21 protein-coding genes are annotated in these 26,246 nt (G+C 71.4%); 7 read left to right on the forward strand and 14 right to left on the reverse strand.

What is annotated here, in order from left to right; translation table 11 throughout:
* Positions 1 to 46 precede the first annotated feature (46 nt).
* From EZM51_RS16220 to EZM51_RS16265, 10 genes are all read right to left on the reverse strand, one after another.
* Positions 47 to 655 (reverse strand): hypothetical protein, encoded by a 609-nt coding sequence (locus EZM51_RS16220; protein ID WP_136709354.1) that lies wholly within the window; start codon positions 653 to 655, stop codon positions 47 to 49.
* A gap of 80 nt (positions 656 to 735) precedes the next feature.
* The gene (gene gatB, locus EZM51_RS16225) at positions 736 to 2,280 is read right to left on the reverse strand and encodes an Asp-tRNA(Asn)/Glu-tRNA(Gln) amidotransferase subunit GatB (RefSeq protein WP_136709355.1); all 1,545 of its coding nucleotides are present in this window, start codon (positions 2,278 to 2,280) and stop codon (positions 736 to 738) included.
* Positions 2,280 to 3,815 carry an Asp-tRNA(Asn)/Glu-tRNA(Gln) amidotransferase subunit GatA gene (gene gatA, locus EZM51_RS16230; RefSeq protein WP_136709356.1) on the reverse strand — a complete coding sequence of 512 codons (1,536 nt, stop codon included), beginning with the start codon at positions 3,813 to 3,815 and terminating at the stop codon, positions 2,280 to 2,282. The genes gatB and gatA overlap by 1 nt, the downstream gene beginning before the upstream one ends.
* A complete protein-coding gene (gatC, locus tag EZM51_RS16235; protein WP_136709357.1) occupies positions 3,812 to 4,111 on the reverse strand; it encodes an Asp-tRNA(Asn)/Glu-tRNA(Gln) amidotransferase subunit GatC in 300 nt (99 codons plus the stop codon). The genes gatA and gatC overlap by 4 nt, the downstream gene beginning before the upstream one ends.
* A gap of 37 nt (positions 4,112 to 4,148) precedes the next feature.
* Positions 4,149 to 5,951 carry an alkaline phosphatase family protein gene (locus EZM51_RS16240; protein ID WP_136709358.1) on the reverse strand — a complete coding sequence of 601 codons (1,803 nt, stop codon included), beginning with the start codon at positions 5,949 to 5,951 and terminating at the stop codon, positions 4,149 to 4,151.
* A 22-nt stretch (positions 5,952 to 5,973) separates the two neighbouring features.
* On the reverse strand, positions 5,974 to 8,268 hold the full coding sequence (gene ligA, locus EZM51_RS16245; RefSeq protein ID WP_136709359.1) for an NAD-dependent DNA ligase LigA: 2,295 nt from the start codon (positions 8,266 to 8,268) through the stop codon (positions 5,974 to 5,976).
* Positions 8,269 to 8,433: 165 nt separating this feature from the next.
* The gene (locus EZM51_RS16250) at positions 8,434 to 9,222 is read right to left on the reverse strand and encodes a hypothetical protein (protein ID WP_211195956.1); all 789 of its coding nucleotides are present in this window, start codon (positions 9,220 to 9,222) and stop codon (positions 8,434 to 8,436) included.
* Between the two features lie 222 nt (positions 9,223 to 9,444).
* The gene (locus EZM51_RS16255; RefSeq protein ID WP_136709360.1) at positions 9,445 to 10,161 is read right to left on the reverse strand and encodes a hypothetical protein; all 717 of its coding nucleotides are present in this window, start codon (positions 10,159 to 10,161) and stop codon (positions 9,445 to 9,447) included.
* 171 nt (positions 10,162 to 10,332) lie between these two features.
* On the reverse strand, positions 10,333 to 11,439 hold the full coding sequence (gene mnmA / locus EZM51_RS16260; RefSeq protein ID WP_136709361.1) for a tRNA 2-thiouridine(34) synthase MnmA: 1,107 nt from the start codon (positions 11,437 to 11,439) through the stop codon (positions 10,333 to 10,335).
* 83 nt (positions 11,440 to 11,522) lie between these two features.
* Positions 11,523 to 12,755: a cysteine desulfurase family protein gene (locus EZM51_RS16265; RefSeq protein ID WP_136709362.1), complete on the reverse strand. Its 1,233-nt coding sequence runs from the start codon at positions 12,753 to 12,755 to the stop codon at positions 11,523 to 11,525.
* Between the two features lie 96 nt (positions 12,756 to 12,851).
* On the opposite strand from EZM51_RS16265, the gene glgX reads away from it, so the two are divergent.
* Together glgX and ybaK are read left to right on the forward strand one after the other, a co-directional pair.
* Positions 12,852 to 14,918 (forward strand): glycogen debranching protein GlgX, encoded by a 2,067-nt coding sequence (gene glgX, locus EZM51_RS16270; RefSeq protein ID WP_136709363.1) that lies wholly within the window; start codon positions 12,852 to 12,854, stop codon positions 14,916 to 14,918.
* Positions 14,918 to 15,415 (forward strand): Cys-tRNA(Pro) deacylase, encoded by a 498-nt coding sequence (ybaK, locus tag EZM51_RS16275; protein ID WP_136709364.1) that lies wholly within the window; start codon positions 14,918 to 14,920, stop codon positions 15,413 to 15,415. Before glgX ends, ybaK begins: the two co-directional genes overlap by 1 nt.
* A gap of 157 nt (positions 15,416 to 15,572) precedes the next feature.
* Here ybaK and glgP read toward each other — a convergent pair whose 3' ends face one another.
* From glgP to EZM51_RS20635, 3 genes are all read right to left on the reverse strand, one after another.
* Positions 15,573 to 18,131: an alpha-glucan family phosphorylase gene (gene glgP, locus EZM51_RS16280; protein ID WP_136709365.1), complete on the reverse strand. Its 2,559-nt coding sequence runs from the start codon at positions 18,129 to 18,131 to the stop codon at positions 15,573 to 15,575.
* Positions 18,132 to 18,209: 78 nt separating this feature from the next.
* The gene (locus EZM51_RS16285) at positions 18,210 to 18,515 is read right to left on the reverse strand and encodes an antitoxin (protein ID WP_136709366.1); all 306 of its coding nucleotides are present in this window, start codon (positions 18,513 to 18,515) and stop codon (positions 18,210 to 18,212) included.
* A gap of 89 nt (positions 18,516 to 18,604) precedes the next feature.
* A complete protein-coding gene (locus EZM51_RS20635) occupies positions 18,605 to 18,760 on the reverse strand; it encodes a hypothetical protein (RefSeq protein ID WP_169053945.1) in 156 nt (51 codons plus the stop codon).
* Between the two features lie 147 nt (positions 18,761 to 18,907).
* Between EZM51_RS20635 and EZM51_RS16290 the strand changes: the two genes are divergently transcribed.
* Positions 18,908 to 19,144 carry a type II toxin-antitoxin system prevent-host-death family antitoxin gene (locus EZM51_RS16290; RefSeq protein ID WP_136709367.1) on the forward strand — a complete coding sequence of 79 codons (237 nt, stop codon included), beginning with the start codon at positions 18,908 to 18,910 and terminating at the stop codon, positions 19,142 to 19,144.
* Positions 19,144 to 19,548, forward strand: a complete 405-nt coding sequence (locus EZM51_RS16295; RefSeq protein ID WP_136709368.1) for a type II toxin-antitoxin system VapC family toxin — start codon at positions 19,144 to 19,146, stop codon at positions 19,546 to 19,548. The genes EZM51_RS16290 and EZM51_RS16295 overlap by 1 nt, the downstream gene beginning before the upstream one ends.
* A 52-nt stretch (positions 19,549 to 19,600) precedes the next feature.
* On the opposite strand, the gene EZM51_RS16300 is transcribed toward EZM51_RS16295, so the two are convergent.
* On the reverse strand, positions 19,601 to 20,179 hold the full coding sequence (locus EZM51_RS16300) for a TetR/AcrR family transcriptional regulator (RefSeq protein ID WP_169053946.1): 579 nt from the start codon (positions 20,177 to 20,179) through the stop codon (positions 19,601 to 19,603).
* A gap of 67 nt (positions 20,180 to 20,246) precedes the next feature.
* On the opposite strand from EZM51_RS16300, the gene EZM51_RS16305 reads away from it, so the two are divergent.
* The 3 genes from EZM51_RS16305 to glgB all read left to right on the forward strand — a co-directional run bounded on the left by EZM51_RS16305 (position 20,247) and on the right by glgB (position 26,237).
* Positions 20,247 to 21,794 (forward strand): FAD-dependent monooxygenase, encoded by a 1,548-nt coding sequence (locus tag EZM51_RS16305; protein WP_136709370.1) that lies wholly within the window; start codon positions 20,247 to 20,249, stop codon positions 21,792 to 21,794.
* A gap of 173 nt (positions 21,795 to 21,967) precedes the next feature.
* On the forward strand, positions 21,968 to 24,001 hold the full coding sequence (locus EZM51_RS16310; RefSeq protein WP_211195957.1) for a maltotransferase domain-containing protein: 2,034 nt from the start codon (positions 21,968 to 21,970) through the stop codon (positions 23,999 to 24,001).
* A gap of 46 nt (positions 24,002 to 24,047) precedes the next feature.
* Positions 24,048 to 26,237 (forward strand): 1,4-alpha-glucan branching protein GlgB, encoded by a 2,190-nt coding sequence (gene glgB, locus EZM51_RS16315; RefSeq protein WP_136709451.1) that lies wholly within the window; start codon positions 24,048 to 24,050, stop codon positions 26,235 to 26,237.
* The last annotated feature ends 9 nt before the right edge of the window (positions 26,238 to 26,246 follow it).

The following is a 26,246-nucleotide window of genomic DNA, read 5'->3' on the forward strand; positions in this document are numbered from 1 at the left end:
ATGCGACCCTAGCCCGCACCGCCGTCATCGGCGGTTCCCGGCTCCGTCAGAAGCCGAAGTCGCCGCCGCCGAAGTCGCCGCCGCCCCAGTCACCACCGCCCCAGTCGCCACCGCCCCAGTCGCCACCCGCGTCACCCGACGCGTCGGCGCCGGAGGCATCTGCAGCGACGTCACCGCCATCGCCGCCCGCCTCGAACGCGGACGGGTCGGGAAGGAACGCCTGGGCGATCGCGGAGCCGATGACCACGCCGGCGATGGTGCCGAGCATCGAGCTGCCGATCATCTGCCCCATGGATGGCGCCGCACCGCGCGCGCCGGCGCCCGAGAACGCGCGCTCCATGGTGCCGGGCTCGCGCATCTCCGCTCGCGTGGCGGCGCGCGCCAGGGCTGCAGGTTCGTCGGAGACGAGGCGTTCACCGGGCGGGGCCTGCTCGGACAGCGTGCGGAAGACCTCGGCACGCTGCTGGGGCGTCAGCTTCGCGAACGCCTCGGCGTGCACGGCCTCGATCGACTCGGGCGGCGCCGTGCGCAGCAGGTAGCGGTACCGCTCGACGGCCAGCTCATCTTCGCTCAGCGGCCGGGCTGGCGGGACCTGCCGTGAGGGCGGCGCCGTGCGCTCGTCCGATGCGCCGAACAGTCGGTCCAGGAAACCCATGTCGTCCTCGTCAATCGCTCAGGGGACGACCAATCTACGGCCGTCGCCATTGAACCCGCTGTGAGCGCGATGCGTGGTCGCTATGCGTCTGCACCCGTGCTCGCCGCACGCTCGAGCACGAGCTCGCGCACGCGTGCGGCATCCGCCTTGCCCTGCATCGCCTTCATGACCGCGCCGATCACGGCGCCAGCGGCCTGCACCTTGCCGTCGCGGATCTTCGCGAGCACGTCGGGCTGGGACGCGAGCGCCTCGTCGATGGCCGCAACCAGCGCGCCGTCGTCGGACACGACGGCCAGGCCACGGGCGTCGACGACCTGCTGCGGCGAGCCCTCGCCGTCGGCCACGCCCTCGAGCACCTGCCGGGCGAGCCGGTCGGTGAGCGTGCCGGCCTCGACGAGCGCCGCGAGCTCGGCGACGTCGGCGGGCGTCACGAGCGACGCGGCATCCGTCTCGCGGGCGTTCGCGAGTCGGCTGAGCTCGCCCGTCCACCACTTGCGGGCCGCCGCGGGCGTCGCGCCGGCGGCGACGGTCTCGGCGACCTCGACGAGCAGGCCACCGTTCACGACGCCCTGGAACTCCAAGTCGGTGAAGCCCCACTCGGCCTTCAACCGTCGACGGCGTGCCGCGGGCGGCTCGGGCAGCGCGGCCCGCAGCTCCTCGACGAGCTCCCTCGACGGCACCACCGGCAGCAGGTCGGGCTCGGGGAAGTACCGGTAGTCGTCGGCATCGGACTTCGGACGACCGGGGCTCGTGGTGCCGGTGTCCTCGTGCCAGTGGCGCGTCTCCTGGGTGATGGTGCCGCCCTTCGCGAGGATGGCCGCCTGCCGCTGGATCTCGTGGCGCACCGCGCGCTCGATCGAGCGGAACGAGTTCACGTTCTTCGTCTCGGTGCGCGTGCCGAGGGGTTCGGCCGGCTCACCCGCCGCAGCGCGCCGGCGCAGCGACACGTTCGCGTCGCAACGGAGGTTGCCGCGCTCCATGCGCGCCTCGGAGATGCCGAGCGAGATCACGATGTCGCGGATCGTCGACACGTAGGCGCGCGCGAGCGCGGGGGCATCCGCCTCACCGCCGAAGATCGGCTTGGTGACGATCTCGACGAGCGGCACGCCCGCGCGGTTGTAGTCGACGAGCGAGTACTCCGCACCGTGGATGCGCCCGGTGGAACCGCCCACGTGCGTGAGCTTGCCCGCGTCCTCCTCCATGTGCGCACGCTCGATCGGCACCTGGAAGACCCGGCCGTTCTCGAGCTCCACCTCGACCGAGCCCTCGAACGCGATCGGCTCGTCGTACTGCGAGATCTGGTAGTTCTTCGCGAGGTCGGGATAGAAGTAGTTCTTGCGGGCGAACCGGCACGACTCGGCGATGCTGCAGCCGAGCGCCAGCCCGAGCGAGATCGAGTTGCGCACGGCCTCGCCGTTGACCACCGGGAGCGAACCCGGCAGGCCGAGGTCGACCGGGGCGACGAGCGTGTTCGGCTCGGCTCCGTGGAACTCGGAGTTCGCCGGGTTGGGCGCCGGGGAGAACATCTTCGTGCGGGTGTTCAGCTCGACGTGCACCTCGAGGCCGATGACCGGCTCGAACAGCTCGAGCGCCTCGTCGAAGTCCATCAGTTCTGCGCGCGCCATCAGACGACACCCTCCTCGGCCGCGGCCATCTCATGTGACGAAAGATCGGGAGCCCGGTCGAGGAGCGGACCGCCCCACTGTTCGACCAGGAGCCGCTCGAGGGCGCCGCCCACGTTGTAGAGGCGAGCGTCCTCGCGCGCCGGCGCGAGGAACTGGATGCCGACGGGCAGGCCGTCCTCGGGGGCGAGACCGGCGGGCACCGAGATGCCGGGCACCCCGGCGAGGTTGGCCGGGATCGTCGCGATGTCGTTGAGGTACATCGCGAGCGGGTCGTCGAGCTTCTCGCCGAGCTTGAACGCGGTGGTCGGCGCGGTCGGCGTGGCGAGCACGTCGACCTTGGCGAACGCCGCGTCGAAGTCGCGCTGCACGAGCGTGCGCACCTTCTGGGCGCTGCCGTAGTAGGCGTCGTAGTAGCCGGCCGACAGGGCGTAGGTGCCGAGGATGATGCGCCGCTTCACCTCGGGGCCGAAGCCGGCCTCACGGGTGGCGCCCATCACCTGCTCCACCGTGCCGCCGCCCTCGGGCGTGACCCGCAGGCCGAAGCGCACCGAGTCGAACTTCGCGAGGTTGGAGGACGCCTCGGCGGGAAGGATGAGGTAATACGCGGCGATCGAGTACTCGAAGTGCGGCGCGCTCACCTCCACGATCTCGGCGCCGCCCCGCTCGAGCAGCTCGAGCGCCTCGTGGAAGCGCGATCGCACGCCCGACTGGAAGCCGTCGGAGTCGAGCTCCTTCACGACGCCGATGCGGAGGCCCGCGACATCCGCTCGCCGTACCGCGTCGGCCATGGACGGCCACGCCTCGGGGATGGACGTCGAGTCGCGCGGGTCGTGGCCCGCGATGACGTCCTGCAGGAGGGCGGCGTCGAGCACCGTGCGCGTGACCGGACCGACCTGGTCGAGCGACGAGGCCAGCGCGATGGAGCCGTACCGGCTCACCGCGCCGTAGGTGGGCTTCACGCCGACGGTGCCGGTGACGTGCGCGGGCTGGCGGATCGAGCCGCCCGTGTCGCTGCCGAGCGCCACGGGGGCTTCGAAGGCGGCGACGGATGCCGCGGAGCCCCCGCCCGAGCCGCCGGGGATGCGCTCGAGGTCCCACGGGTTGTACGTGGGCCCGTAGGCCGAGTGCTCGGTCGAGGAGCCCATCGCGAACTCGTCCATGTTGGTCTTGCCGAGCACGACCATGCCGGCCTCGCGCACCCTGCGCACGGGTGTCGCGTCATACGGGGGCACCCAGCCCTCGAGGATGCGCGACCCGGCCGTCGAGGGCATGCCCTCGGTGACGAGCACGTCCTTGATGGCGATCGGCACGCCGGCGAGGGGGCCGAGTTCTTCGCCCGCGGCGCGGCGGCGGTCGATGTCGGCGGCCGTGTCGAGGGCGCGCTCGCCGTCGACGTGCAGGAACGCGTGCACCGCGCCGTCGACGGCGGCGATGCGGTCGAGGTGGGCTCGCGTGGCCTCGACCGAGGAGACGTCGCCCGAGGCGAGGCGCTCGCCGAGCTGGGCGGCGGTGAGCCGGATCAGGTGTTCGCTCACTGTTCCTCCCCCAGGATCGCCGAGACCACGAACCGTGAGCCGTCGGACTCGGGTGCCCCCGAGAGCGCCTGCTCGACGGTGAGGATGTCGCCCACGACGTCGTCGCGGAAGACGTTCTGCATCGGGATGGGGTGGCTCGTCGGCGGCACGTCGGGGGTGGCCACCTCGCTCACCTTCTCGACCGCCTGCATGATCTGGCCGAGCTCCGCCGTGAGGTGCTCGATCTCTTCCTCGGTGAGCGCGATGCGGGCGAGGTTCGCGAGGTGGGCGACCTGCTCCGCATTGATTTCGGACATGCTGCTCCGTCGTGTCGGGATGGGGATCCCACCGATTCTAACGGGGTGCGCCGAAGAGGCCGATGCCGTGCGTGTGGAGCAGTTCGTAGGCGTCGGCGTACGTCGCCGGCTCCTCCGCGCCGGGCGCGCCGTACTTCGCCAGCAGGAGTCCGAGGAGCCCCCGTGCGGGCGGGCTCAGCGGCTTGTCCTTGTGCGCGTGGGCCGGGTGCGGCGCCTCGGCCTGCGGGTTCGGCGGGAGGTACTGGGGCATGGTCGACGGCCACGTGATCGGCGGGCGCGGCTCGTCGAGGTTGACGGCGCCGAACAGGTCGTTGGCTCCGACATCCCGCCGGGTGAGCGGTTCGAGCCCGTGCAGCCGAGAGAGCGTCGCGATGACGGCGGCGTGGTGCGTCTCATCGTGCACGATGGTGCCCGCCCGCGTGTAGGCCGACACCGCGATCGCGGGGACGCGGCATCCGAGTCGGTCGAAACCGAACCCCATCTCGCCCTCGGAGCCGTCGTGCGGCGGGGTGGCCGGCGGGGGCGGCACATGGTCGTACGTGCCCCCGTGCTCGTCGAACGTGATGAGGAGCATCGTGTTCATCGCGTTCGAGCCCTCGGGCGCGTCGCTGCGCTTGATGGCCTCGTAGATCTCGTGCACGAGCGCCTCCCCCGCCCGCACGTCGGAGACGGCGCTGTCGATGACCGGGCGACCGTCGACGACCTCCTCCCGGAGTGCGCCGAACGGCGGGTGGAAGTCGTTGTGGTTGTACGTCATGCGCGGCTCGATGAACGCGTACGCCGGCAGGGTGCCGAGGCGCGCGTCCTCGTAGAACTCGGTCATCGTGGCGAAGTGCTCGGTGCGCCAGTACGGCTCGAGCACCGGGGCGTGCAGCACGCCCGTGAACGACACGAGCTGCAACTCGTCGAAGTAGATCCGCCACGAGATGCCGGCGTCTTCGAGGCGGTTGAAGATGGTCGGCGTCGCGGGCGCATCGAGCCACTTCTCGTAGCCGCCGCCGTGCTTGTTCGTGACGAAGCCGTGCGAGGTCGAGGCATGGAAGAACGACCGGTTGCAGAACGTCTGCGACGGCACGGCGCAGTACCAGTGGTCGTAGACGGCGAAGTTCTTCGCCAGGGTCGAGAGCACCGGCAGCATCTGCGGCGAGAACGAGCCCATGATCTGCCGGGCCTCGTCGGCGGTGGGCGGCACGCCCTTGCGCAGGCGCATGAAGTTGATCCAGTAGTCGCGCACGAAGCCCGACATCGACGCCTCCGCGCCCTTCGGGGGCGTGTTGTAGGGCGCCTCCATGTGCTCGACGAACAGCTCGGCGTTCGTGGCCGGGTCGACGGTGCCGAAGAGCTGGGTGTTGACGTGCGGGAACTCCTCGCCCGGATCGGGATTCGGGCGACCCATGATCTCGTCGGTCGGCCCGTCGTAGACGTGTGCGGCGACCTCGGTGCCGTCGGGCGACGTGTTGCGGTGGTCGCCGAACGCGAGGCCCTCGAACGCCTCGCCGTCGGGCAGGTCGTCGGGCGTGTAGAGGAAGCCGAGGAGGTTGTCGAACGACCGGTTCTCGCCCATCAGCACGACGAGATGGTCGAAGCCGGCCTCCTGCCGGGGCGTGAGGGGCACGACGTCGCCGAGACCCTCGTCGAGTCCTGCCCGATGGCCGACGGCGGCACCGACCGCCGCGCCCACGCCACCACCGACCACGGCGCCGGCGGCCGCGGCGCCGCCGATCCTCAGGAAGTCCCGGCGGCTCGTGCCGGGAGCGCGCCCCGGGTCGGCGTCGGACCCGGCGTCCGGGTCGGCACCGGTGCCGGCATCGTCTGCACCTCGGCCCGCGTCATCCGTCATCGCCTGATCTCCCCGCTCCCGGTCACGTGTCGAGCGCCGCCGGTCCCTCGGTCACGAGGCGCGCGAACTGGGCGGCGTCGATGACCCGAACGCCGAGTTCCTCCGCCTTCGCGAGCTTCGAACCGGCGCCCGGCCCTGCCGCGACGAAGTCGGTCTTCTTCGACACGCTCGAGGCCGCCTTGCCGCCCGCCGCGATGATCGCCTCCTGCGCGCCCTCACGGGTGAACCCGTCGAGGGAGCCGGTCGCCACGACCGTGAGTCCGGCCAGCACGCCGCCCGCCTCCGCAGCGCGGCCCGGCCCGGGATGGCCCTCGGTGACGAACCGCACGCCGGACGCCGACCACCGGTCGACGATCTCGCGGTGCCAGTCGACCTCGAACCACTCGAGCAGGGAGTCGGCGATGATGCCGCCCACGCCTTCGACCTCGGCGAGTTCTTCGCGCGACGCCGTGCGGATGGCCTCGAGCGATCCGAAGTGGTCGGCGAGGGCACGTGCCGCGACCGGGCCGACGTGGCGGATGTTCAGCGACACGAGGATGCGCCAGAGCGGCTTGGTCTTGGCCTTCTCGAGTTCGTCGAGGAGCTTGATCGCGGCCCCCGACGGGCCGTACTCCGCGGGCCGGGATCTGGTCGCCTGACGCGTGATCTTCTGGAACGGGGCGCGCCGCACCGCCTCGCCGGTCTGCTCGTCGACCTTCGGCTCTCCGGTCTCGGGGTCTCGCACGACGACCACGATCGGCACGAGTTCGTCGATGGTGAGCTCGAACAGCCGCGCCTCGGTGACGAGCGGCGGCACCTCGGGGAACTCGGGCTGCGTCAGTGCGGCGGCGGTGACCTCGCCGAGCGCCTCGATGTCGAGGGCGCCGCGCGACCCGATGTGCTCCACGCGCCCGCGCACCTGTGCGGGACAGGACCTCGCGTTCGGGCAGCGCAGGTCGATGTCGCCCTCCTTCATGGGGCGCAGCGGCGTGCCGCACTCGGGACATTCGGCGGGCATCTGCCATTCGCGCTCGGTGCCGTCGCGGAGCTCTTCGACCGCACCGAGGATCTCGGGGATCACGTCGCCCGCCTTGCGGAGCACGACGGTGTCGCCGATGAGCACGCCCTTGGCCTTCACGACCTCCTGGTTGTGGAGCGTCGCCTGCTGCACCGTGCTGCCCTGCACCTTCACCGGTGCCATCACCGCGTAGGGTGTCGCACGCCCGGTGCGGCCGATGCCGACGCGGATGTCGAGGAGCTTCGTGTGCACCTCCTCGGGCGGGTACTTGTAGGCGATCGCCCAGCGCGGCGCCCGGCTGGTCGCGCCGAGCTCGGCGTGGAGCGCGAGCTCGTCGACCTTCACGACGATGCCGTCGATCTCGTGTTCGACGTCGTGGCGGTGCTCGCCGTGGTGCGCGATGAAGGCGGTGACCTCGTCGATCGTGTCGAACACCCGCGTGTGCGGCGAGACGGGCAGGCCCCAGCCGGCGAGGAGGCCGTAGATCTCGGACTGGCTCGAGACGGGCGGGTCGTCCCACGCGCCGATGCCGTGCAGGTACAGCGAGAGCCTCCCCAGGCGCTCGCGCATCAGCTCGAGCTGCTGCGGCGACTTGTTCTCGCGTCGCTGGCGGATGCTGCCGGCCGCCGTGTTGCGCGCGTTCGCGAACTCGGGGAATCGGGTCGGGATCGCGTCATCCGCCCTGCCCCTGGCCCGCTGCTCGTCGGCGAATTCCGCCTGCAGCGCGTGCTGCCGCGCGTTGAGCGCTTCGAAGTCCTCGGATCGGAGGAACACCTCGCCGCGGACCTCGAAGAACGACGGATATCCCTCGCCCTCGAGTCGCCGCGGGATCGCGGGGATGAGGTCGACGTTCTCGGTGATGTCCTCGCCCACCCGGCCGTCGCCTCGGGTCGTGGCCGTCTCGAGCACGCCGTCGCGATAGGCGAGGCTGATCGCCAGTCCGTCGATCTTGAGCTCCGAGAGCCAGCGCACCGGACGCCCTGCCGCCGCCTGCGCCTTGGTCGCCCACTCGGCGAACTCGTCGAGCGTGAAGACGTTGTCGAGGCTGAGCATGCGCTCGGCGTGCTCGTGCGGCGGGAAGCCGGCGGAGACGAGCGCCGCACCGACCTGCTGGGTGGGGCTGTCTTGACCGGCGAGCTCGGGGAACTCGCGTTCGAGGGCTTCGAGGCGATGGAAGAGCACGTCGTACTCGGCATCGCTGACGAGGCTGACGCCCTCGGAGTAGTACGTGGTGCGATATCGCTCGATGCGTTCGGCGAGCTCCTCCGCTTCGGCGCGGGCGGATTCGAAATCGGTTGGGATGTCGCTCACACGCGCCATCCTATGGGCGGCCTCCGACGCCGTCGCGGACGCCGGGCGAACGCCATGCGAGGAGATTCGCACAGCCGAGGTCGAATCGTGCCCAGTCGGTCATCGAACATCCGGATCTCCTCGGATACGCGACGAGGCGGGGCGCCCTCGCGCCCCGCCTCCGCCTCTCGCGGGCTACCGCTCGGGAACCAGGCCGGCGCGATCCACCTTGCGGTGGTAGTGCGTGCCGGCCTTGCCGCCGAGGATCGCGCCGCCGAGGCTCGCGATGATCACGACGATCGTGGTGATGATGCCGACCACAGTCAGATCGCCCTCGGCCACGGGGAACCGCGGGAAGACGTTCAGCTCGCCGAGCACGTCGTACTGGCTCCCCAGCACGACGCTGACCAGCGCCACGATGATCGCGATGACGAGCGCCCAGACCCACACCGCGATGCCCTGGAGGATCCCGTTGAAGCGGGCCATGCGGCCGGCGACGTAGCCGCCGGCGTAGTAGGCCACGAACAGGATCACGAGCAGCGCGATCGCGCCGACCCAGCCGACGGTCTCGGCGTCGACGGCGGCGTCGTCGACGGCCGTGTCGGACTCGACGATGCCGAGCCCGAGCGCCGCACCGGTCGCGGCGAGCAGCGCGGTGAGGAGTACGGCGGTGCCCGTGGCGGTGAGCCAGCCGAAGAACGCCGATCCCGCCTTCACGCCGCCGAACGCCTCGCGCTCGCGGGCGATGACCTCGTCGCGATCGACGAGGTGGCGGTCGCGATCGACGACCTCGCGGCGGTCGTCCACGCCGTCGCGGTCGCGGTCCACGATCTCGCGGCGGTCGTCCACACGGTCGCGGTCGGCGACCTCACGGCGGTCGTCGACGCCGTCACGGTCGCGATCGACGACCGGGTCCGCGGGCGTGGATGCGGGCGTGTTCGCCGGGTAGGGATCTCGACCCGGCCGGTCGGATGAGGTGCTCATGATGGTCCCCTCTCGTCGTGCGCCGCCCATGGGTGATGCCTGCGGCGCCGATCCGACCCTATGACGATGCGGGCGCTGCGGTAGGGGCCTTGACAGGCGCCCGATTCCCGTACTCGCGACGTGCAGCCAACGCTCGGCGCGCGTTCAGGCTCGGCGCGCGTTCAGGCTCGGCGCGTTCAGGCTCCGCACGCGTTCAGGCTCCGCGCACCGCGAGATCGCACGCTACGCGTCGAGCGCGACGCGGTCCACGCGTCGGTGGTACCGCATGCCGGCCATGCCGCCGAGCATGGCGACGCCCAGTCCCGCGACGGCCACGACGACGGCCGCGATGATGGCCGCGATCACGACGAAGTCCTCGGGAAACAGGAGGCGTCCGAATCCGTCGACGCGGTCGGTCACGTCGTCGACCAGGCGGCCGCCGAAGAGGAAGCCGGCCACGCCTGCGAGGATCGCGACGACGAGCGCCCAGGCCCAGACCGCGAGTCCCTGCACGAAGCCGCTGAAGCGCGCCATGCGCCCCGCCACGTACCCGCCGCAGTAGAACGCGACGAGCACGATCGCGAGCCCCGCGCTCAGGACGAACCAGCCGACCAGCTCGGCGTCGAACGACGCGACCCGCGCCGGGACTCGCGGAAGCAGCAGCGGACCGAGTCCGAGTGCCGCGCCGGCGGTGGCGAGGACACCGCCGAGGATCGCTCCCACGGCCACGGTGATGAGCAGCCCGAAGAAGGCCGAGCCGACCTTGACTCCGCCGAATCGCTCCCGCTGGCGTTCGAGCAACTCCTCGGCCGTGGGCGGGCGGTCGTCGACGACGTTCTCCCACGCGCCGGGTCGCTGGCCGACGGTGGCCACCGGGGCAGTCATCGGCCCCGTGTCGAGCTTCCGGAACGGCTCGGCCGGGTCTGCGGTCGGATCGGCGGGGTACAGCGGGTAGGACACTGGTATCTCCTCGTCACGTGCATGGCGCCGGGGGTAGCGCCAGCCGCGAATCTACGCGACTCGGCTCCCTGCGGCGAGAGTCCGCACCGAAGCTGGGGATTTCCTCCGGGCGATTCCGGAGATCGACGGATGTCGCGACGGCGCGATTGCCCGCAGCCCGCGACACCCTGCTCAGGCGTCGACGGGGACCGCGCTCACCGTTCGGTCGATGGTGCACTGGCCGAGCACGCGGGTGCCGACGTACACCACCGCGGTCTGCCCGGGTGCCACGCCGTCGAGCGGATGCTCCGGGGTGATCACCAGTTCGCCGCCGGCCACGACCGCCATCGCGTGCACCGGGTCGGCGTGCGCCCGGATCTGCACCTCGCACGCGAACGGCGTCGCGGCATCCTCGGGCGGCTGCCCGGCCCACGTGTAGCGCGAGCCGGCGATCTCGGCCGTCGCGAGCGCCTCCTTCGGCCCGACCACGACGGTGTTCTCCTTCGGCCGCACCTCGAGCACGAAGCGCGGGCGGCCGTCGGGCGCGGGCGTGCCGAGGCGCAGCCCGCGGCGCTGGCCGACCGTGTACGCGTGCGCGCCCTCGTGCGACCCGACGACCTCACCCGACCGGTCGACGATGTCGCCCGTGGCCGTGCCGACCTTGTCGGCGAGCCAGCCGCGGGTGTCGCCGTCGGGGATGAAGCAGATGTCGTGCGAGTCGGGCTTCTGCGCGACGCTCAGCCCGCGCCGGGCCGCCTCCTCGCGCACGAGCTGCTTCGAGGGCGTGTCGCCCAGCGGGAAGTAGGCGTGCGCGAGCTGCTCGGCGGTGAGCACGCCGAGCACGTACGACTGGTCCTTCGCCCAGGCGCTCGCCCGGTGGAGCTCGCGGTTCCCCGCGGCATCCGTCACGATGGTCGCGTAGTGGCCGGTGCACACCGCGTCGAAGCCGAGCGCGAGCGCCTTCTCGAGCAGCGCGGCGAACTTGATGCGCTCGTTGCAGCGCATGCACGGGTTGGGCGTGCGGCCCGCGGAGTACTCGGCGATGAAGTCGTCGACCACGTCGGCCTTGAACCGCTCGGAGAAGTCCCACACGTAGTACGGAATGCCGAGCACGTTCGCGGCGCGCTGCGCGTCCATCGAGTCCTCGATCGTGCAGCAGCCGCGGCTGCCGGTGCGAAGGGTGCCGGGCATGCGGCTGAGCGCGAGGTGCACGCCCACCACGTCGTGCCCCGCGTCGACGGCGCGCGCCGCCGCGACGGCGCTGTCGACGCCGCCGCTCATCGCTGCCAGAACCCGCATCGTTCCAGTGTACGAAACCGGTGCTGAACGGATGCCGACGGGCCCGCGAGTGGATGCCGGGCGGATGCCGCGGGCTCGCCCGCTCAGCGGTCGAACGACGTCGCCCGGGCCGCGAGCCCGGCGCGAGCCGCCTGGGCGTAGGCGCCCGGCAGCGCCGCGAGGAACGCATCGACGTCGGCGTCGGTGGACCCGTGTCCGAGCGTGATGCGCAGCGCCCCGCGCGCGTCCGCCTCGGAGCGCCCCATCGCCATGAGCACGTGCGACGGCTCGGGCACACCCGCCTGGCAGGCCGACCCCGTCGAGACGGCGACGCCCGCCATGTCGAGCAGGAACAGCAGCGAGTCGCCCTCGCAGCCGGGGAACGAGACGTGCACGTTGCCGGGCAGTCGTCCGCCCGGCCTGGCGTCGCCCGACAACACCGCCGACGGCACCGCCGCCAGGACGCCCGCGATGACCCGATCGCGCAGTCGCGACATCCGCTCGGCATCCGCGTCGAGTCGGTCGTGCACCGTGGATGCCGCCGCCGCGAACGCCGCGGCCGCCGCGACGTCCTGGGTGCCCGAGCGCACCTTGCGCTGCTGTCCGCCGCCGTGGATCAGCGGCTCGATCGTCGCCGACCGGTCGAGCACGAGCGCCCCGATGCCCACGGGCCCGCCGATCTTGTGCGCCGAGACGCTGAGGGCGACGAGACCGGCGCCGGCCGGGGCATCCGTCGCCCGGCGCAGACCGTGGAAATCGATCGGCAGCTGTCCGTACGCGGCGATCGCGTCGACGTGCAGCGGCACGCCGGCGCGCGCGGCGAGGCGGGCGACCTCGGCCACGGGCTGAATGGTGCCGACCTCGTTGTTCGCCCAGATCATGGTGACGAGCGCCACGGATGCCGCGTCCCGCTCGAGTGCCGCGGCGAGCGCGTCGAGCCGCACCCGCCCCACCTCGTCGACCGGCACCTCCTCGACGACGGCGCCCTCGTGCTCGGCCAGCCACTCGACGGTGTCGATCGTGGCGTGGTGCTCCCCCGCCGGGACGAGGATGCGCGGGCGCGGACGGGACGTCGAGGCATCCGCCTGCCGGCTCCACCACAGCCCCTTGATCGCGAGGTTCACGGCCTCGGTGCCGCTGCCGGTGAACACGACCTCGATGCCGTCGGCCCCGAGCGTCGCGGCGACGCGTTCGCGCGACTCCTCGAGCAGGCGCTTCGCCCCCTGGCCGGCACTGTGGATCGACGATGGATTCCCCACGACCCTCAGGGCGGCCGTGAGCGCCTCGATCGCCTCTGGGCGCATGGGGGTCGTGGCGGCATGGTCGAGGTAGACCATGACCACACCTCCTCCCGGAAACCCCCTCAGCACCCGACCCGCAGCACGGAACGCCGCGGCGCGGGGAGCGCTTCCACACGAACTACTGTAGATCGCATGCCCGCGCCCGACCCCCTGCACGACCTCGGCGTCCGCACGGGTCCCGACGGCGGCACGATCCGGGTCTGGTCAGAGCACGCGACCTCGATCGAACTCGAGGTGTTCGACGACGGCGACGTGGGCTGGGCGACGTCGCGCGCCCCGCTCGTGCGCGACGAGCACGGCGTGTGGGAAGCGGCATCCGCGGCGCTCGTCCCGGGCGCCCGCTACGGCCTGTGCGTCGACGGCCCCGTGGGCCTCGAGCACGCGTTCAACCCGGCGCACACGCTGCTCGACCCGTACGCGCGTGGGCTCGTCCCGGTCGCCGACGGGTCGTGGCGCGGGGTCGCGCTCGAGGCGCTCGTCGACGGCGGCTTCGACTGGTCGGGCACGACGAAGCCCCGTATCCCGCTCGACCACACCGTCGTGTACGAGGCGCACGTGCGCGGCTTCTCGAAGCTGAACGACCGAATCCCCGAGCCGCTTCGCGGCACGTATGCCGGCCTCGCCCACGACGCGTCGCTCGAATACCTCACGGGGCTGGGCGTCACGACCGTCGAGCTCCTGCCCGTGCACGCGTTCGTCTCCGAGGAGCGACTCGTTCGGCAGGGCCGCCCGAACTACTGGGGCTACAACACGCTCGCGTTCTTCGCCGCGCATGCGCCGTATGCCACGGCTGCCGCGCAGGCCGAGGGCGCCCACGCGGTGCGGCGCGAGTTCGCCGGCATGGTGCGGCGGCTGCACGAGGCCGGCCTCGAGGTCGTGCTCGACGTCGTCTACAACCACACCGCCGAGGAGGGTCGCCAGGGGCCGACGTACTCGTTCCGCGGCATCGACAACGCGGCGTACTACCGGCACGACGCGCACGGCCGGTACGTCGACACGACCGGATGCGGCAACACGCTCGACTTCGGCCGCGAGCCGGCCAGACGACTCGTGCTCGACTCGATGCGGTACTTCGCCGACGAGCTGCAGGTCGACGGGTTCCGGCTCGATCTCGCGGCGACACTCGGCCGCGACGACCACGGCGCCTACACGCCCGAGCATCCGCTGCTGCAGGCGATGCTCGACGACCCCGTGGTCGGCGACACGAAGCTCATCGCCGAGCCGTGGGACGTCGGCCCCGGCGGCTGGCAGACCGGCAACTTCCCCGCGGGGTTCAGCGAGTGGAACGACCGCTACCGCGATCGCATGCGCGACTTCTGGCTCGGCGACCTGCGTCGGGAGCGCGAGACCGGCACCGCCGGCAGCGGCATCGGCCGGTTCGCCACCCGCCTCGCCGGCTCGTCGAACACCTTCTCGGTCGAGCGCGGGCCGCTCGCGAGCCTCAACTTCGTCACGGCGCACGACGGCTTCACGCTCGCCGACCTGACCGCGTACGACACGAAGCACAACCTCGGCAACGGCGAGGCCAATCGTGACGGCACCGACAACAACAACTCGTACAACCACGGCGTCGAGGGCGAGACGGATGACGCGAGCATCCTCTCGGCGCGTCGGCGGAGCATCCGGAACCTGCTCGCCACCCTGCTGCTCTCGGCGGGCGTGCCGATGCTGACGGCCGGCGACGAGTACGGACGCAGCCAGCGCGGCAACAACAACGCGTACTGCCACGACTCCGAGCTCACCTGGCTCGCGTGGAGCGACAGCGAGCTCGACGCGAGACTTCTCGCGACCACGAGGCGACTGCTGCGCCTGCGCGCCGAGAACCCGGCGATCCGGCCGGTGCGGTTCGGCCGGTTCGGTGAATCGACCCCGAGCGCCTCGCAGATGGACTGGTTCAACGCCGAGGGCACGACGATGACCATCGACGACTGGCACTCCCCCGAGCAGCGCACGCTGCAGTACCTCGCGGCGTCGACGCCCGAGTTCGAGGCGTTCAACCGCATCCTGCTCGTCGTGCACGCGCACGAGACCGAGACCGAGGTGTCGCTGCCGACGCACGAGGGCGTCACGGGCTACACGCGACTGTGGGACTCCTCGGGCGACGAGCCCGTCGACGTCGGCGCCGACCACGCGCCGGGCGAGCGCATCGCGGTGCCGCCGCTGTCGATGGTGCTGTTCCGCGCCCACGGGGAGCGATGATGGCCAGGCGAGCGGATGCCTCGGCCGGCACGCCTGCGACGGTCGCGCTCGCCAGGGCGGGCATCGCGTTCACGGTGCACGCGTACGAGCACGACCCGCGGGCCGCGGCCTATGGGCTGGAGGCCGCCGAGAAGCTCGGACTCGACCCCGATCGGGTGTTCAAGACGCTGCTCGCGAGCGTCGACGGCGCGCTCGCGGTCGGGATCGTGCCGGTCGCGCTGCAGCTCGACCTCAAGGCGCTCGCGCAGGCGCTCGGCGGCAAGCGCGCGGAGATGGCCGATCCCGCCGTGGCCGAGCGGAAGACCGGGTACGTCGTGGGCGGCATCAGCCCCATCGGGCAGAAGACGGCGCTGCCGACCGTGCTCGACGAGTCGGCGATCCTCTGCGAGACGGTCTACGTGTCGGGCGGACGCCGCGGCCTCGACCTCGAGCTCGCGCCCGACGACCTCATCAGGGTGACCTCGGGCCGCTACGCCCCGATCGCCCGCGAGCGTTGACCCGCCCGCGCTGCTCAGCCCGGAGGGGCGAAGTGCCCGATTCTGCGGATATACGATCCGCCACCCCGCGGATTCGCACCCGAACCCGGCGCGCCCGATCGTATATCCGCCATTCATGACGCGGCGCGACGCGACGCGACGGAGGTGCCGGTGCCCCTCAGCCCGCGACCGCGACCAGTCCCAGCTCCGCGGGCGAGAGCATGAGCGGATGCCGCGGCACCACGCGCACCGTGTACCCGAATGCTCCCGCGCGGTCGAGCACGACGGTGCCCGTGTACAGGCGGGGGCCCGAGGCATCCGGAGCCCCATCGGGTTCGAGCGCCGTGCGCCGCACGTCCTCGATCGTCTCGTCGGAGCGGCTGCGACCGTAGACGACCTCGACGGCGACATCGTCGGGCGCGAGCCCGTCGAGCTCGACGTACGCACGCAGTCGCAACGCGTCGCCGACATGCGGCGACTCCACGCCGCCCGACTCCACGTGCGTCACGTGCACGTTCGGCCACGCGGCCCGCACCCGCGCGTCGAACGCGGCGAGGTCGCGGGCCCCCCGGTCGCCGTCGGCCTCCACCTTCGCCGCATGCTCGGCGGCCCGGCGGTAGAGCCGCTCGACGTACTCCTTCACCATGCGGTCGGCGCCGAGGTCGGGCGCGAGCGTCGCGAGCGTCTGCCGCACCCGGCGCACCCACTCCACGGGCACGCCGTCGCCGTCGCGCTCGTAGTACCGGGTCACGACGCGGTGCTCGAGCAGGTCGTAGAGGGCGGACGCCTCGAGGGCGTCGCGCTCCCCCGCATCGCCCGCGGCATCCGCCGACGGAATCACCCAGCCGTAGTCGTCGCCCGCGTATTCGGCCCACCAGCCGTCGAGGATCGAGAGGTTGAGCGCGCCGTTCATGGCGGCCTTCATGCCCGACGTGCCGCACGCCTCGAGCGGCCGCAGCGGGTTGTTCAGCCACACGTCGCAGCCGGGGTAGAGCAGCTCGGCCATGCCCATGTCGTAGTCGGGCAGGAACACGATGCGCTCGCGCAGTTCGGGCTGCTGCGCGAACTGCACGAGCTGCTGGATGAGCCGCTTGCCCTCGTCGTCGGCCGGATGCGACTTGCCCGCGATCACGAACTGCACGGGCCGCTCGGGGTTCGTGAGGATCGCCTTCAGTCGCTCGGGGTCCTGCAGCATCAGCGTGAGGCGCTTGTACGTCGGCACGCGCCGGGCGAAGCCCACCGTGAGCGTGTCGGGATCGAGGACCTGCGTCACCCAGGCCGGCGCCGACGCGCCGCCGTGCTGCTCCGACCACGCCGCGGCGAGGCGACGGCGCGCGTCCTCGACGAGTTGCAGTCGCATCCGTCGCTTGACGTTCCAGAACTCGCCGTCGGAGAGGGCGGGGCTCAGCCAGTCGGCGTGCTCGGTGTCGGCGGTGCCGAGCGTCGACTCGGCGAGGCCGACGAGCGCCGGGTCGGTCCAGGTCGGCGCGTGCACGCCGTTGGTGATCGACGTGATCGGCACCTCATCGGCGTCGAAGCCTGGCCAGAGGTCGCCGAACATGCGCCGGCTCACCTTGCCGTGCAGCTTCGAGACGCCGTTGGCGTGCTGGGCGAGCCGCAGCCCCATGACGGCCATGTTGAAGGCGCTCGTCTCGGGGTCGGCGCCGGGCTCGACGCCGAGGGCGAGCGCGTCGGCGGGCTCCACGCCCGGCAGCAGCGAACTCGTGAGGTAGCGCTCGACGAGTCCCCGGTCGAAGCGGTCGATGCCGGCGGGCACGGGCGTGTGCGTCGTGAACACGGTGCCGGCGCGCACGACCTGCAGCGCCTCGGCGAACGAGAGGCCCTCGGCGATGTGCGTGGCGATGCGCTCGAGCCCGAGGAATCCGGCGTGCCCCTCGTTCATGTGGAACACGTCGGGCGACGGCAGCCCTGCGAGCTCGGTGTAGGCGCGCACGGCGCGGGCGCCGCCGATGCCGAGCAGGAGTTCCTGCAGCAGCCGGTGCTCGCCGCCGCCGCCGTAGAGCCGGTCGGTCACCGAGCGCAGCTCGTCGGTGTTCGCCGGGATGCCGGTGTCGAGCATGAGCAGCGTGATGCGGCCGACCGCGGCCTTCCAGACGCGCGCGTGCAGCGACCGGTCGTCGGGAAGGGCGAGGGTCACCTGCACGGGCGCGCCGTCAGGGCGCCGCAGCACCGAGAGCGGCAGTCCGTCGGGGTCGAGCACGGGGTAGCGCTCCTGCTGCCACCCGTCGGGCGAGATCGACTGCGAGAAGTACCCCGCCTTGTAGAACAGGCCGACGCCGACGAGCGGGACCCCGAGGTCGGATGCCGCCTTCAGGTGATCGCCCGCGAGGATGCCGAGTCCTCCCGAGTACTGCGGCAGGGCGGCGGTGATGCCGAACTCGGGTGAGAAGTAGGCGACGAGTCGCGGCGCATCCGCACCGAGCGACTGGAACCAGCGCGGCTCGGCGAGGTACTCGCGCAGGCCCGCCCGCTCGCGCTCGGCCCACTCGACGTAGTCGCCGTCGGCCGCGAGCTCGGCGAGACGCGCCGGGTCCACCTCGCCGAGGAAGGCGACGGGGTCGCGTCGCGAGCCCTGCCAGACGGCCGGGTCGATGTGCTCGAACAGGCGTTTGGTGGGCTCGTGCCACGACCATCGCAGGTTCCCCGCGAGCTCTTCGAGGGCCGAGAGCGCGCCCGGGACGACGGCACGGACGGTGAACTTGCGGATGGGCTTCACGGGTTTCACCCTAAGGCGAGCGCGTGACGAACGTGTGAACGTCGGATTCCGGGCGCCTTGGGGTGCCGTCTCGGACGGTCACGCGTCGCGGAGCCGGCGCACGAGGTCGGGCAGATGCGTGATGACGGTCGCCCAGAACACGTCGCCGTTCATGTCGGCGTAGCCACCGTGCGAGATGATGTTGCGGATCGTCCGGAGACTTCGGGATTCCTCCTCGGTCAGCACCTCACGAAGGTCGGAGAACTCCGACCGCTCGAGCAACCCGGTCAGCCGCACGACGGCGATCGACGCCGAGTCATATGACGGTGATCCGTCATGGAAGTCCTTGCGATCCGACCGGCGCACTCGTTCGAGCCGTTCGTCGATCTCGGCGAGTTCGGTCACGACATTCAGACGGTCGCGCTCGGACCGATCGGATGTCTCGCGTCGAGGTGCTCGGCTGAACCGCGCACCTCTGCCCGTCGATTCATCCATCAGAGAGGAACGGCTTCCTGCACGATGCGCGTTGCGGCGGCCGAGCCGGACACGCCGGAGTCAGCGACGACATCGACCGGAAACCCGGTGAGCTCCTCGATATCGGCCGCCAGTGCCGCGAGGGTGAACAGGCTGGTCTGCGGGGACGGCGTCACCAGCAGTCGATATTGCTGTCGAAGTGGTCTTCACCACGGACCCCTGATCCGAACACTCGGGGATTCGTGAGGCCACGACCCGCGGCCAACTCCCGTATGTGCGGGCAGATCCTTGAGGAAAAACTAGTCTACGACTAGTCTGATTACATGAGCACGATCAGCGCCTACGACGCCAAGACGCACTTCTCGTCGCTGCTGGAACGCGCCGGCGACGGTGAGACGGTTGTCATCACCAAGCACGGCCGGCCCGTCGCGAAACTCGTACCCTTCGACGTGCGTCCTGCGGTCGACGACCTCGTCGATGCGCTGCTCGAAGCCCGAAAGGGAGTGCGACTCGACGGCCTTCACACGCGCGACCTCATCGAGAACGGACGTCGGTACTGATGTCATTCGTACTCGACGCCTCGGTCACGCTCGCATGGTGCTTCGAGGACGAGTCGACCGTAGAAACGGATGAGCTCCTGACTCGGCTTCGCACCGACAGCGCGATCGCGCCGTCGATCTGGGTCTTCGAGATCGCGAACGCACTGACCGTCGCCCAGCGGAGGAGACGACTGGTCGAGGCGAAGGCCGTGCTGTTCGCCTCGACGCTGCGGTCACTCCCGATCGAGGTGGCTCCGGCGCCATCGATGGCATCGATCCTGGCCGTCGCCTCAGCGCACAAACTCAGCGCGTACGACGCGGCCTACCTCGAACTCGCCGAGCGCACTGGGATGCCGCTTGCCACGCTGGACGAGCGGCTCCGTGCTGCCGCGGGTGCAGCGGGTGTCCAGGCTCTTCCCGATTGACGCCCGACGCTCCGGTTCGGGAAACACCCTCGCCGTGTGCTCCATGAGGCGCTCAGTCGCCCGCGGGCTTCGCGACCCCGAACATCAGCGTGCGATGCACCAACTCCGCCACCTCGACGTCGGGCGACGGCGCGGCGCGCACCGCCGCGACGAGCAGCGACGCCATCGTCGTGACGATCCACTCGGGTGAGAGACGATCATCGAGGAGACCCTCGCGCTGCCCCCGCCTGACGACGTCTGCAAGGGGCGACAACACCTGTGCGCGCCGGGCGAGGAACTCCGGGTCGGAATCAGGAGCCTGCAGCACCATGAACCGGAGACTCATGGCCTGCGCGCTCAGCGCTCGAATCACCCGGCCCAGCACCTCCACCGCCGTGCCGTCGTCGAGTCGGCAGTCGGCGAGCGCCCCGGAGGCCCGGTCGAGCGCATCCGAGCGGATGGCCGCCTCGAGCGCCTCCCGGTTCGCGAAGTGGCGGTAGACGGTCGCCCGCGTCAACTCGGCCGCCCGAGCGATGTCGCCCATCGAGGCCTCGGGATTGCGGGTGAACTCCTCGGTGGCCGCGGCGATGAGCATCTCACGGTGGCGGGCGACGTCGCTTCGGCGCGTCGGGGCGGGCGAGGAGGCATCCATGGTTTCCACCATATCCGGAACCCAGCCGAAACGAGACATACGTGTCTCATTTTGATACGATGTCGACATGACCCCTTCCCCGAACCGTGCGCCCGACCTCCCCCAGCCGCCCTCGCCCGTCGACGTCGACCTGCTCGTCGTCGGCGCCGGCCCGACCGGCCTGACCGCGGCCTGCGAGGCCCTCCGACTCGGACTGACGGTGCGCATCGTCGACCGCAAGCAGGGACTGTCGACGCATTCGAAGGCCCTTGTCACGCACGCCCGCACCATGGAGGTGCTCGAGACGATGGGAGTCGCCGACGCGATGCTCGAGGCCGGGGTGCCGTTCGCCGCCCTGAACGCACACGCCGGGCCCGGGAGGCGCCCGACGAGGGTGGACCTCCTCGGACTCCCCTGGGGCGACACGTCCTACCCGTTCTGGCTGTCGATCCCGCAGTACGCCACCGAGCAGGTACTCGAGCAGCACCTCCAGAACCTCGGTGGCGCCGTTGAGTGGGGCACCACGTTCGCCGACCTCGACGACCGAGGCGATCACGTCGTTGCGAGGATCGAGGTCGGCGGCGAACCGCAGGAGGTCCGAGCCCGATGGGTGATCGGCTGCGACGGCGGCCGCAGCACCGTGCGCGACCAGATCGGGCTGCGACTCGACCGTCGCGAATCCGGGGTGCGATTCCTGCTCGCGGATGTCGCGGGCACGGCGCCGCTGGTCGAGGACGAGGGGTACGCCTATCTCGCGCCGGAGGGCCTCCTGATCATCGTGCCCGTGCCGGAGCCCGGTCGCTGGCGGATCATCGCGCACGTCGACGACGCGGAGGAGAGGACGATCGACGCGGCGTACCTCGACGACCTGATCGCCGAGCGCACCGGGCTCGACTTCGGCGCCCGAGATGTCGGCTGGACCTCGCGATTCACGCTCAGCCACGGCGTCGCGGACGCCTACCGGCGGGGTCGGGTGTTCCTCGCCGGAGACGCCGCGCACGTGCACAGCCCCGTGGGCGGGCAGGGCCTGAACACCGGCATCCAGGACGCCCACAACCTGGTCTGGAAGCTCGCCGAGTCCGGGCGGGCACAAAGTCGGGCGGCCGCCGAAGCGCTGCTCGACAGCTACGAGCGCGAGCGCCGCGCCGCCGGAGCGAAGATGGTCGCGACCGTGGCCAGGATGACGGCGCTGATCACCGTGCGCAACCGCGGAATCCGACGCGTGCTCGGATGGATCGCCCCTCGCGCGCTCGCACTCCCCCGCCTGCACGCGCGGCTCGGTCGTGGAGCGGGGATGCTGGAGACCGCCTATCCCGACGGACCGATGGACGCGGGTCCCGGTGCGGGACGACGCCTTCCCGATCCCGAGCTCGCCGACGGACGCCGGCTCTCCGCACGCCTGCCCGGCACCGGGTGGTGCTGGGTCGTGCGGACCCGGGCCGGCGATGCCACGCCAGACCTCGAGGGGCCGCGCTGGCGTGGCCTGCCCGTGGTCGTCGTGCGGGAGGAGGAACTGCTCGACGGCGGCCGAGCGGGCTCCCTCGACCACCCGATCGCCCTCGTTCGCCCGGATCGCGTGCTCGCCGGCGTGGGCTCCGCACCCGAGGAGCTCCGCCCGCCGACGCTCGGCGGCTGAGCCCCCGCGCCCACACCGCGGCCTCCCACCCGTAACCGAGGAGATCCGGCGTTCTCAGGTCGTCCCCGCAGAATCCGCCCTCGGACGCCGCGATCTCCTCAGTCACGGGAAACGCGATCACGCCGCACGGCGATCACCGCGCCTGGTCGACCGATCCGCGCTACGGTCGGAACGTGACGACCAACGCAGTGCTGGCCGGCCGGATTCCGGTGACCCGGGTCACCCCCGCGCTCCCCGACGCGCGGTGGAGACCGAAGGCCTTCGAGGGCGAGGTCGTGCCGTTCCGGGCGACCGTGTTCCGAGAGGGGCACGACATGGTCGGCGCCATGCTCGTGCTCACGAGCCCGTCGGGCAGGGTCACGCGCGAGCGGATGTCGCCGCTGGCGCCGGGCACCGACCGCTGGGAGGCGAAGGCGCTGCTCGAAGAGCAGGGCATCTGGCACTGGCACGTGACGGGATTCGACGACGAGGTCGCGACCTGGCGGCACGACGCCGCGCTCAAGGTGGATGCGGGCGTCGACGTCGAGCTCATGTTCGAGATCGGCGCGCGCCTCCTCGACCGCGCGGCGGCCGAGACATCCCGCACCCGCGCCGTGCGGACGCGGCTCACGACGCTCGCCGCCGCGCTGCGCGACGGCGCGACATCCGCGGCCCACCGCCGCGCCCTCATCGACGACCCGATCCTCGAGGAGTTCGGCCCGCGCCCGCTCACGCGGCTCGCGACCGACTCCCCCGAGCACGAGATCCTCGTGGAGCGCCGCCGCGCGGGCGTCGGCTCGTGGTACGAGTTCTTCCCGCGCTCCGAGGGAGCGCGCCGGTTCAAGGACGGCCGCTGGCGCAGCGGCTCGTTCCGCACCGCGGCCAAGCGCCTCGACGGCGTCGCCGCCATGGGCTTCGACGTGGTGTACCTCCCGCCCATCCACCCGATCGGCGTCACGAACCGCAAGGGCCGCAACAACACGCTCGACCCGGGCCCGTTCGACCCCGGCTCGCCGTGGGCGATCGGAGGCCCACTCAGAGACGGCACCCCCGGCGGCCACGACGCCGTGCATCCCGACCTCGGCTCGCTCGCCGACTTCCGCGCGTTCGTGCGGCGGGCCGCCGCGCTCGGCATCGAGATCGCCCTCGACCTCGCGCTGCAGGCCTCCCCCGACCACCCGTGGGTGACGGAGCACCCGAACTGGTTCACGCAGCTGCCCGACGGCACCATCCGCTACGCGGAGAACCCGCCGAAGAAGTACCAGGACATCTACCCGATCGACTTCGACGACGACTTCGAGGGCCTCGTCGTCGAGGTGACCCGCATCGTGCGGCACTGGATGAAGCAGGGCGTGCGCATCTTCCGCGTCGACAACCCGCACACGAAGCCGCTCGCATTCTGGGAGCGGCTCATCGGCGACATCAATGCGACCGACCCCGACGTCGTGTTCCTCGCCGAGGCGTTCACGCGGCCCGCGATGATGCAGGCCCTCGCGATGGTGGGCTTCCAGCAGTCGTACTCGTACTTCACCTGGCGCAACACCAAGGCCGAGCTCGAGGAGTTCCTGACGAGCGTGACGCAGGACACCGCCGACTTCATGCGGCCGAACCTGTTCGTCAACACTCCCGACATCCTCACCGAGTACCTCCAGTTCGGCGGTCCGGCGGCGTTCACGGTGCGCGCGACCATCGCGGCGACCGCCGCGCCGACCTGGGGCGTGTACTCGGGCTTCGAGCTGTTCGAATCGGTGGCCCGGCCCGGCGCCGAGGAGGCCATCGACAACGAGAAGTACGAGTACAAGCCGCGCGACTTCGCCGCCGCCGAGCGCGAGGGGCGCTCGCTCGCGCTGTACCTCGGCATCCTGAACCGCATCCGCGCCGAGCACCCGGCGCTCGGCCAGCTGCGCAACCTCCGCATCCACGCGAGCGAGGACGACGCCGTGCTCGTGTACTCGAAGCACCTCGAGGGGCGCTTCACGCCCAGCGGCGTCGACGACACGATCATCGTCGTCGCGAACGTCGACCCCCACTCCGTCAGGGAGACCACCGTGCATCTCGACCTCGCCGCCATCGGCCTCGAGCCCGGCGCCCGCTTCGAGGTCGCCGACCTCGTCACCGGCGATCGCTGGACCTGGAGCGCCGCGAACTACGTCCGGCTCGACGCGTTCACGCAACCCGCGCACGTCCTGCACGTCGTGCGAGACGCGGATGGGGGCGACGATGCCTGACCGGCCAGAGACGGAGCCCGAGCACGAGCCCGAGACGACCGACCGGATGCCTCGCACCGGCCCCGCGGTGCACGACGACGTGCTGGCGGCCGTCGCCGAGGGCCGGTACTTCGACCCGCACGCCGTGCTCGGCCAGCACGGGTTCGACGTGGCCGGCACGCCTGGCGTGCACACCGTCATCCGCGCCCGCCGGCCGCTCGCCGACGCCGTCGAGGCGATCCTCGACGACGGCCGGGTCGTGTCGCTCGGCCACATCGGGCACGGCATCTGGGCGGGCGAGGGCGACTTCGGCCCCACCGGCTACCGGGTGCGGGCGCGCTACGGCGACGACGAGTGGACGAGCGACGATCCGTACCGGTTCGCCCCGACGATCGGCGACCTCGACCTGCACCTCATCGGCGAGGGCCGGCACGAGGAGCTCTGGCGCGTGCTCGGCGCGCACCACCGCGAGCACTGGGGCGCGGGCGCCGGGGTGCGCGGCACGGGTTTCACGGTCTGGGCCCCGCACGCGCGCGCGGTGCGCGTCGTCGGCGAATTCAACCGCTGGGACGGCGCGGGCCATGCCATGCGCAGCATGGGCGGCACGGGGGTCTGGGAGCTGTTCGTGCCCGACCTGCCGCCGGGCACGATCTACAAGTTCGAACTCCTCACGCCGAGCGGCGAGTGGGTCATGAAGGCCGACCCGATGGCCCGGCAGGCCGAGGTCTCGCCCGCCACCGCATCGGTGGTGAGCACGAGTTCGCACGTGTGGGGCGATGACGAGTGGATGTCGCGACGGACGCACGCGAATCCGCACGAGCTCCCCATGAGCATCTACGAGCTCCACCTCGGATCATGGCGCCCCGGCAAGGGCTACCGCGACATCGCCGACGAGCTCATCGAGTACCTCGACTGGCTGGGCTACACGCACGTCGAGTTCATGCCGCTGGCGGAGCATCCCTTCGGCGGTTCCTGGGGCTACCAGGTGACCGGCTACTTCGCCGTGACCAGCCGCTTCGGCTCCCCCGACGACCTCAAACACCTCATCGATCGGCTGCACCGCGCCGGCATCGGGGTGATCATGGACTGGGTGCCGGGCCACTTCCCGAAGGACGACTGGGCGCTCGCGCGCTTCGACGGCGAACCGCTCTACGAGCACCCCGACCCGCGTCGCGGCGAGCAGAAGGACTGGGGCACGCTCGTCTTCGACTACGGAAACCCGCGGGTGCGCAACTTCCTGGTGGCGAACGCCCTGTTCTGGCTCGAGGAGATGCACGTCGACGGCCTGCGCGTCGACGCGGTCGCGTCCATGCTGTACCTCGACTACTCGCGCGAACCGGGCGAGTGGCTGCCGAACATCCACGGCGGCCGCGAGCACCTGGAGGCCATCGGGTTCCTGCAGGAGGCAACCGCGACGGCGTACAAGCGCAATCCCGGCATCGTGATGATCGCCGAGGAGTCGACGAGTTGGCCCGGCGTGACGGCACCGACCACGTCGGGCGGGCTCGGCTTCGGCTTCAAGTGGAACATGGGCTGGATGCACGACACGCTGCAGTACATCCGGAAGGACCCGATGTACCGGTCCCATCACCATGGCGAGCTCACGTTCTCGTTCCTGTATGCGTTCAGCGAGCACTTCGTGCTGCCGATCAGCCACGACGAGGTCGTGCACGGCAAGGGGTCGCTGCTGCGCAAGATGCCGGGCGACCACTGGCAGCAGCTCGCCAACACGCGCGCCTACCTCGCCTACATGTGGGCGCACCCGGGCAAGCAGCTGCTGTTCATGGGGCAGGAGTTCGGTCAGCTCTCGGAGTGGAGCGAGGAGCGCGGCCTCGACTGGTGGATCCTCGACCAGCCGAGCCACCGGCAACTCGCCGAGTTCGTCGGCTCGCTGAACCGCGCCTACCGGTCGACCCCGGCACTGTGGCAGCTCGACGACGACGCCGCGGGCTTCGAGTGGATCGAGGGCGGGGCCGCCGCCGAGAACGTGATCGCGTTCCTCCGCTACGACCGCGACCGCCGGCCGCTGCTCTGCGTGGTGAACTTCGCGGGGCGCCCGCACGTGGGCTTCCGTCTGGGGCTTCCCTCGACCGGGCGCTGGCGCGAGGTGCTGAACTCGGATGCCACGGAGTTCGGCGGTTCGGGCGTCGGCAACCTCGGCGCGGTCGACGCGACGGATGCCCCGTGGGCGGGTCGTCCCGCGTCGGGCGTGTTCACGCTGCCGCCGCTCGCGGCCGTGTGGTTCGCGCCGGAGTGACCGCTGGTC

Origin of the sequence: Agromyces sp. H66 (assembly GCF_004959775.1) — a bacterium.
Taxonomy (GTDB): domain Bacteria; phylum Actinomycetota; class Actinomycetes; order Actinomycetales; family Microbacteriaceae; genus Agromyces.

What these genes read in the sequence shown, in the direction of transcription:
- EZM51_RS16220 (WP_136709354.1), bottom strand. Translation starts at nt 655, where the DNA reads ATGGGTTTCCTGGACCGACTGTTCGGCGCATCGGACGAGCGCACGGCG.
- gatB (WP_136709355.1), bottom strand. Translation starts at nt 2,280, where the DNA reads ATGGCGCGCGCAGAACTGATGGACTTCGACGAGGCGCTCGAGCTGTTC.
- gatC (WP_136709357.1), bottom strand. Translation starts at nt 4,111, where the DNA reads ATGTCCGAAATCAATGCGGAGCAGGTCGCCCACCTCGCGAACCTCGCC.
- EZM51_RS16240 (WP_136709358.1), bottom strand. Translation starts at nt 5,951, where the DNA reads ATGACGGATGACGCGGGCCGAGGTGCAGACGATGCCGGCACCGGTGCC.
- ligA (WP_136709359.1), bottom strand. Translation starts at nt 8,268, where the DNA reads ATGGCGCGTGTGAGCGACATCCCAACCGATTTCGAATCCGCCCGCGCC.
- EZM51_RS16250 (WP_211195956.1), bottom strand. Translation starts at nt 9,222, where the DNA reads ATGAGCACCTCATCCGACCGGCCGGGTCGAGATCCCTACCCGGCGAAC.
- mnmA (WP_136709361.1), bottom strand. Translation starts at nt 11,439, where the DNA reads ATGCGGGTTCTGGCAGCGATGAGCGGCGGCGTCGACAGCGCCGTCGCG.
- EZM51_RS16265 (WP_136709362.1), bottom strand. Translation starts at nt 12,755, where the DNA reads ATGGTCTACCTCGACCATGCCGCCACGACCCCCATGCGCCCAGAGGCG.
- glgX (WP_136709363.1), top strand. Translation starts at nt 12,852, where the DNA reads ATGCCCGCGCCCGACCCCCTGCACGACCTCGGCGTCCGCACGGGTCCC.
- ybaK (WP_136709364.1), top strand. Translation starts at nt 14,918, where the DNA reads ATGGCCAGGCGAGCGGATGCCTCGGCCGGCACGCCTGCGACGGTCGCG.
- EZM51_RS16290 (WP_136709367.1), top strand. Translation starts at nt 18,908, where the DNA reads ATGAGCACGATCAGCGCCTACGACGCCAAGACGCACTTCTCGTCGCTG.
- EZM51_RS16295 (WP_136709368.1), top strand. Translation starts at nt 19,144, where the DNA reads ATGTCATTCGTACTCGACGCCTCGGTCACGCTCGCATGGTGCTTCGAG.
- EZM51_RS16300 (WP_169053946.1), bottom strand. Translation starts at nt 20,179, where the DNA reads ATGGATGCCTCCTCGCCCGCCCCGACGCGCCGAAGCGACGTCGCCCGC.
- EZM51_RS16305 (WP_136709370.1), top strand. Translation starts at nt 20,247, where the DNA reads ATGACCCCTTCCCCGAACCGTGCGCCCGACCTCCCCCAGCCGCCCTCG.
- glgB (WP_136709451.1), top strand. Translation starts at nt 24,048, where the DNA reads ATGCCTCGCACCGGCCCCGCGGTGCACGACGACGTGCTGGCGGCCGTC.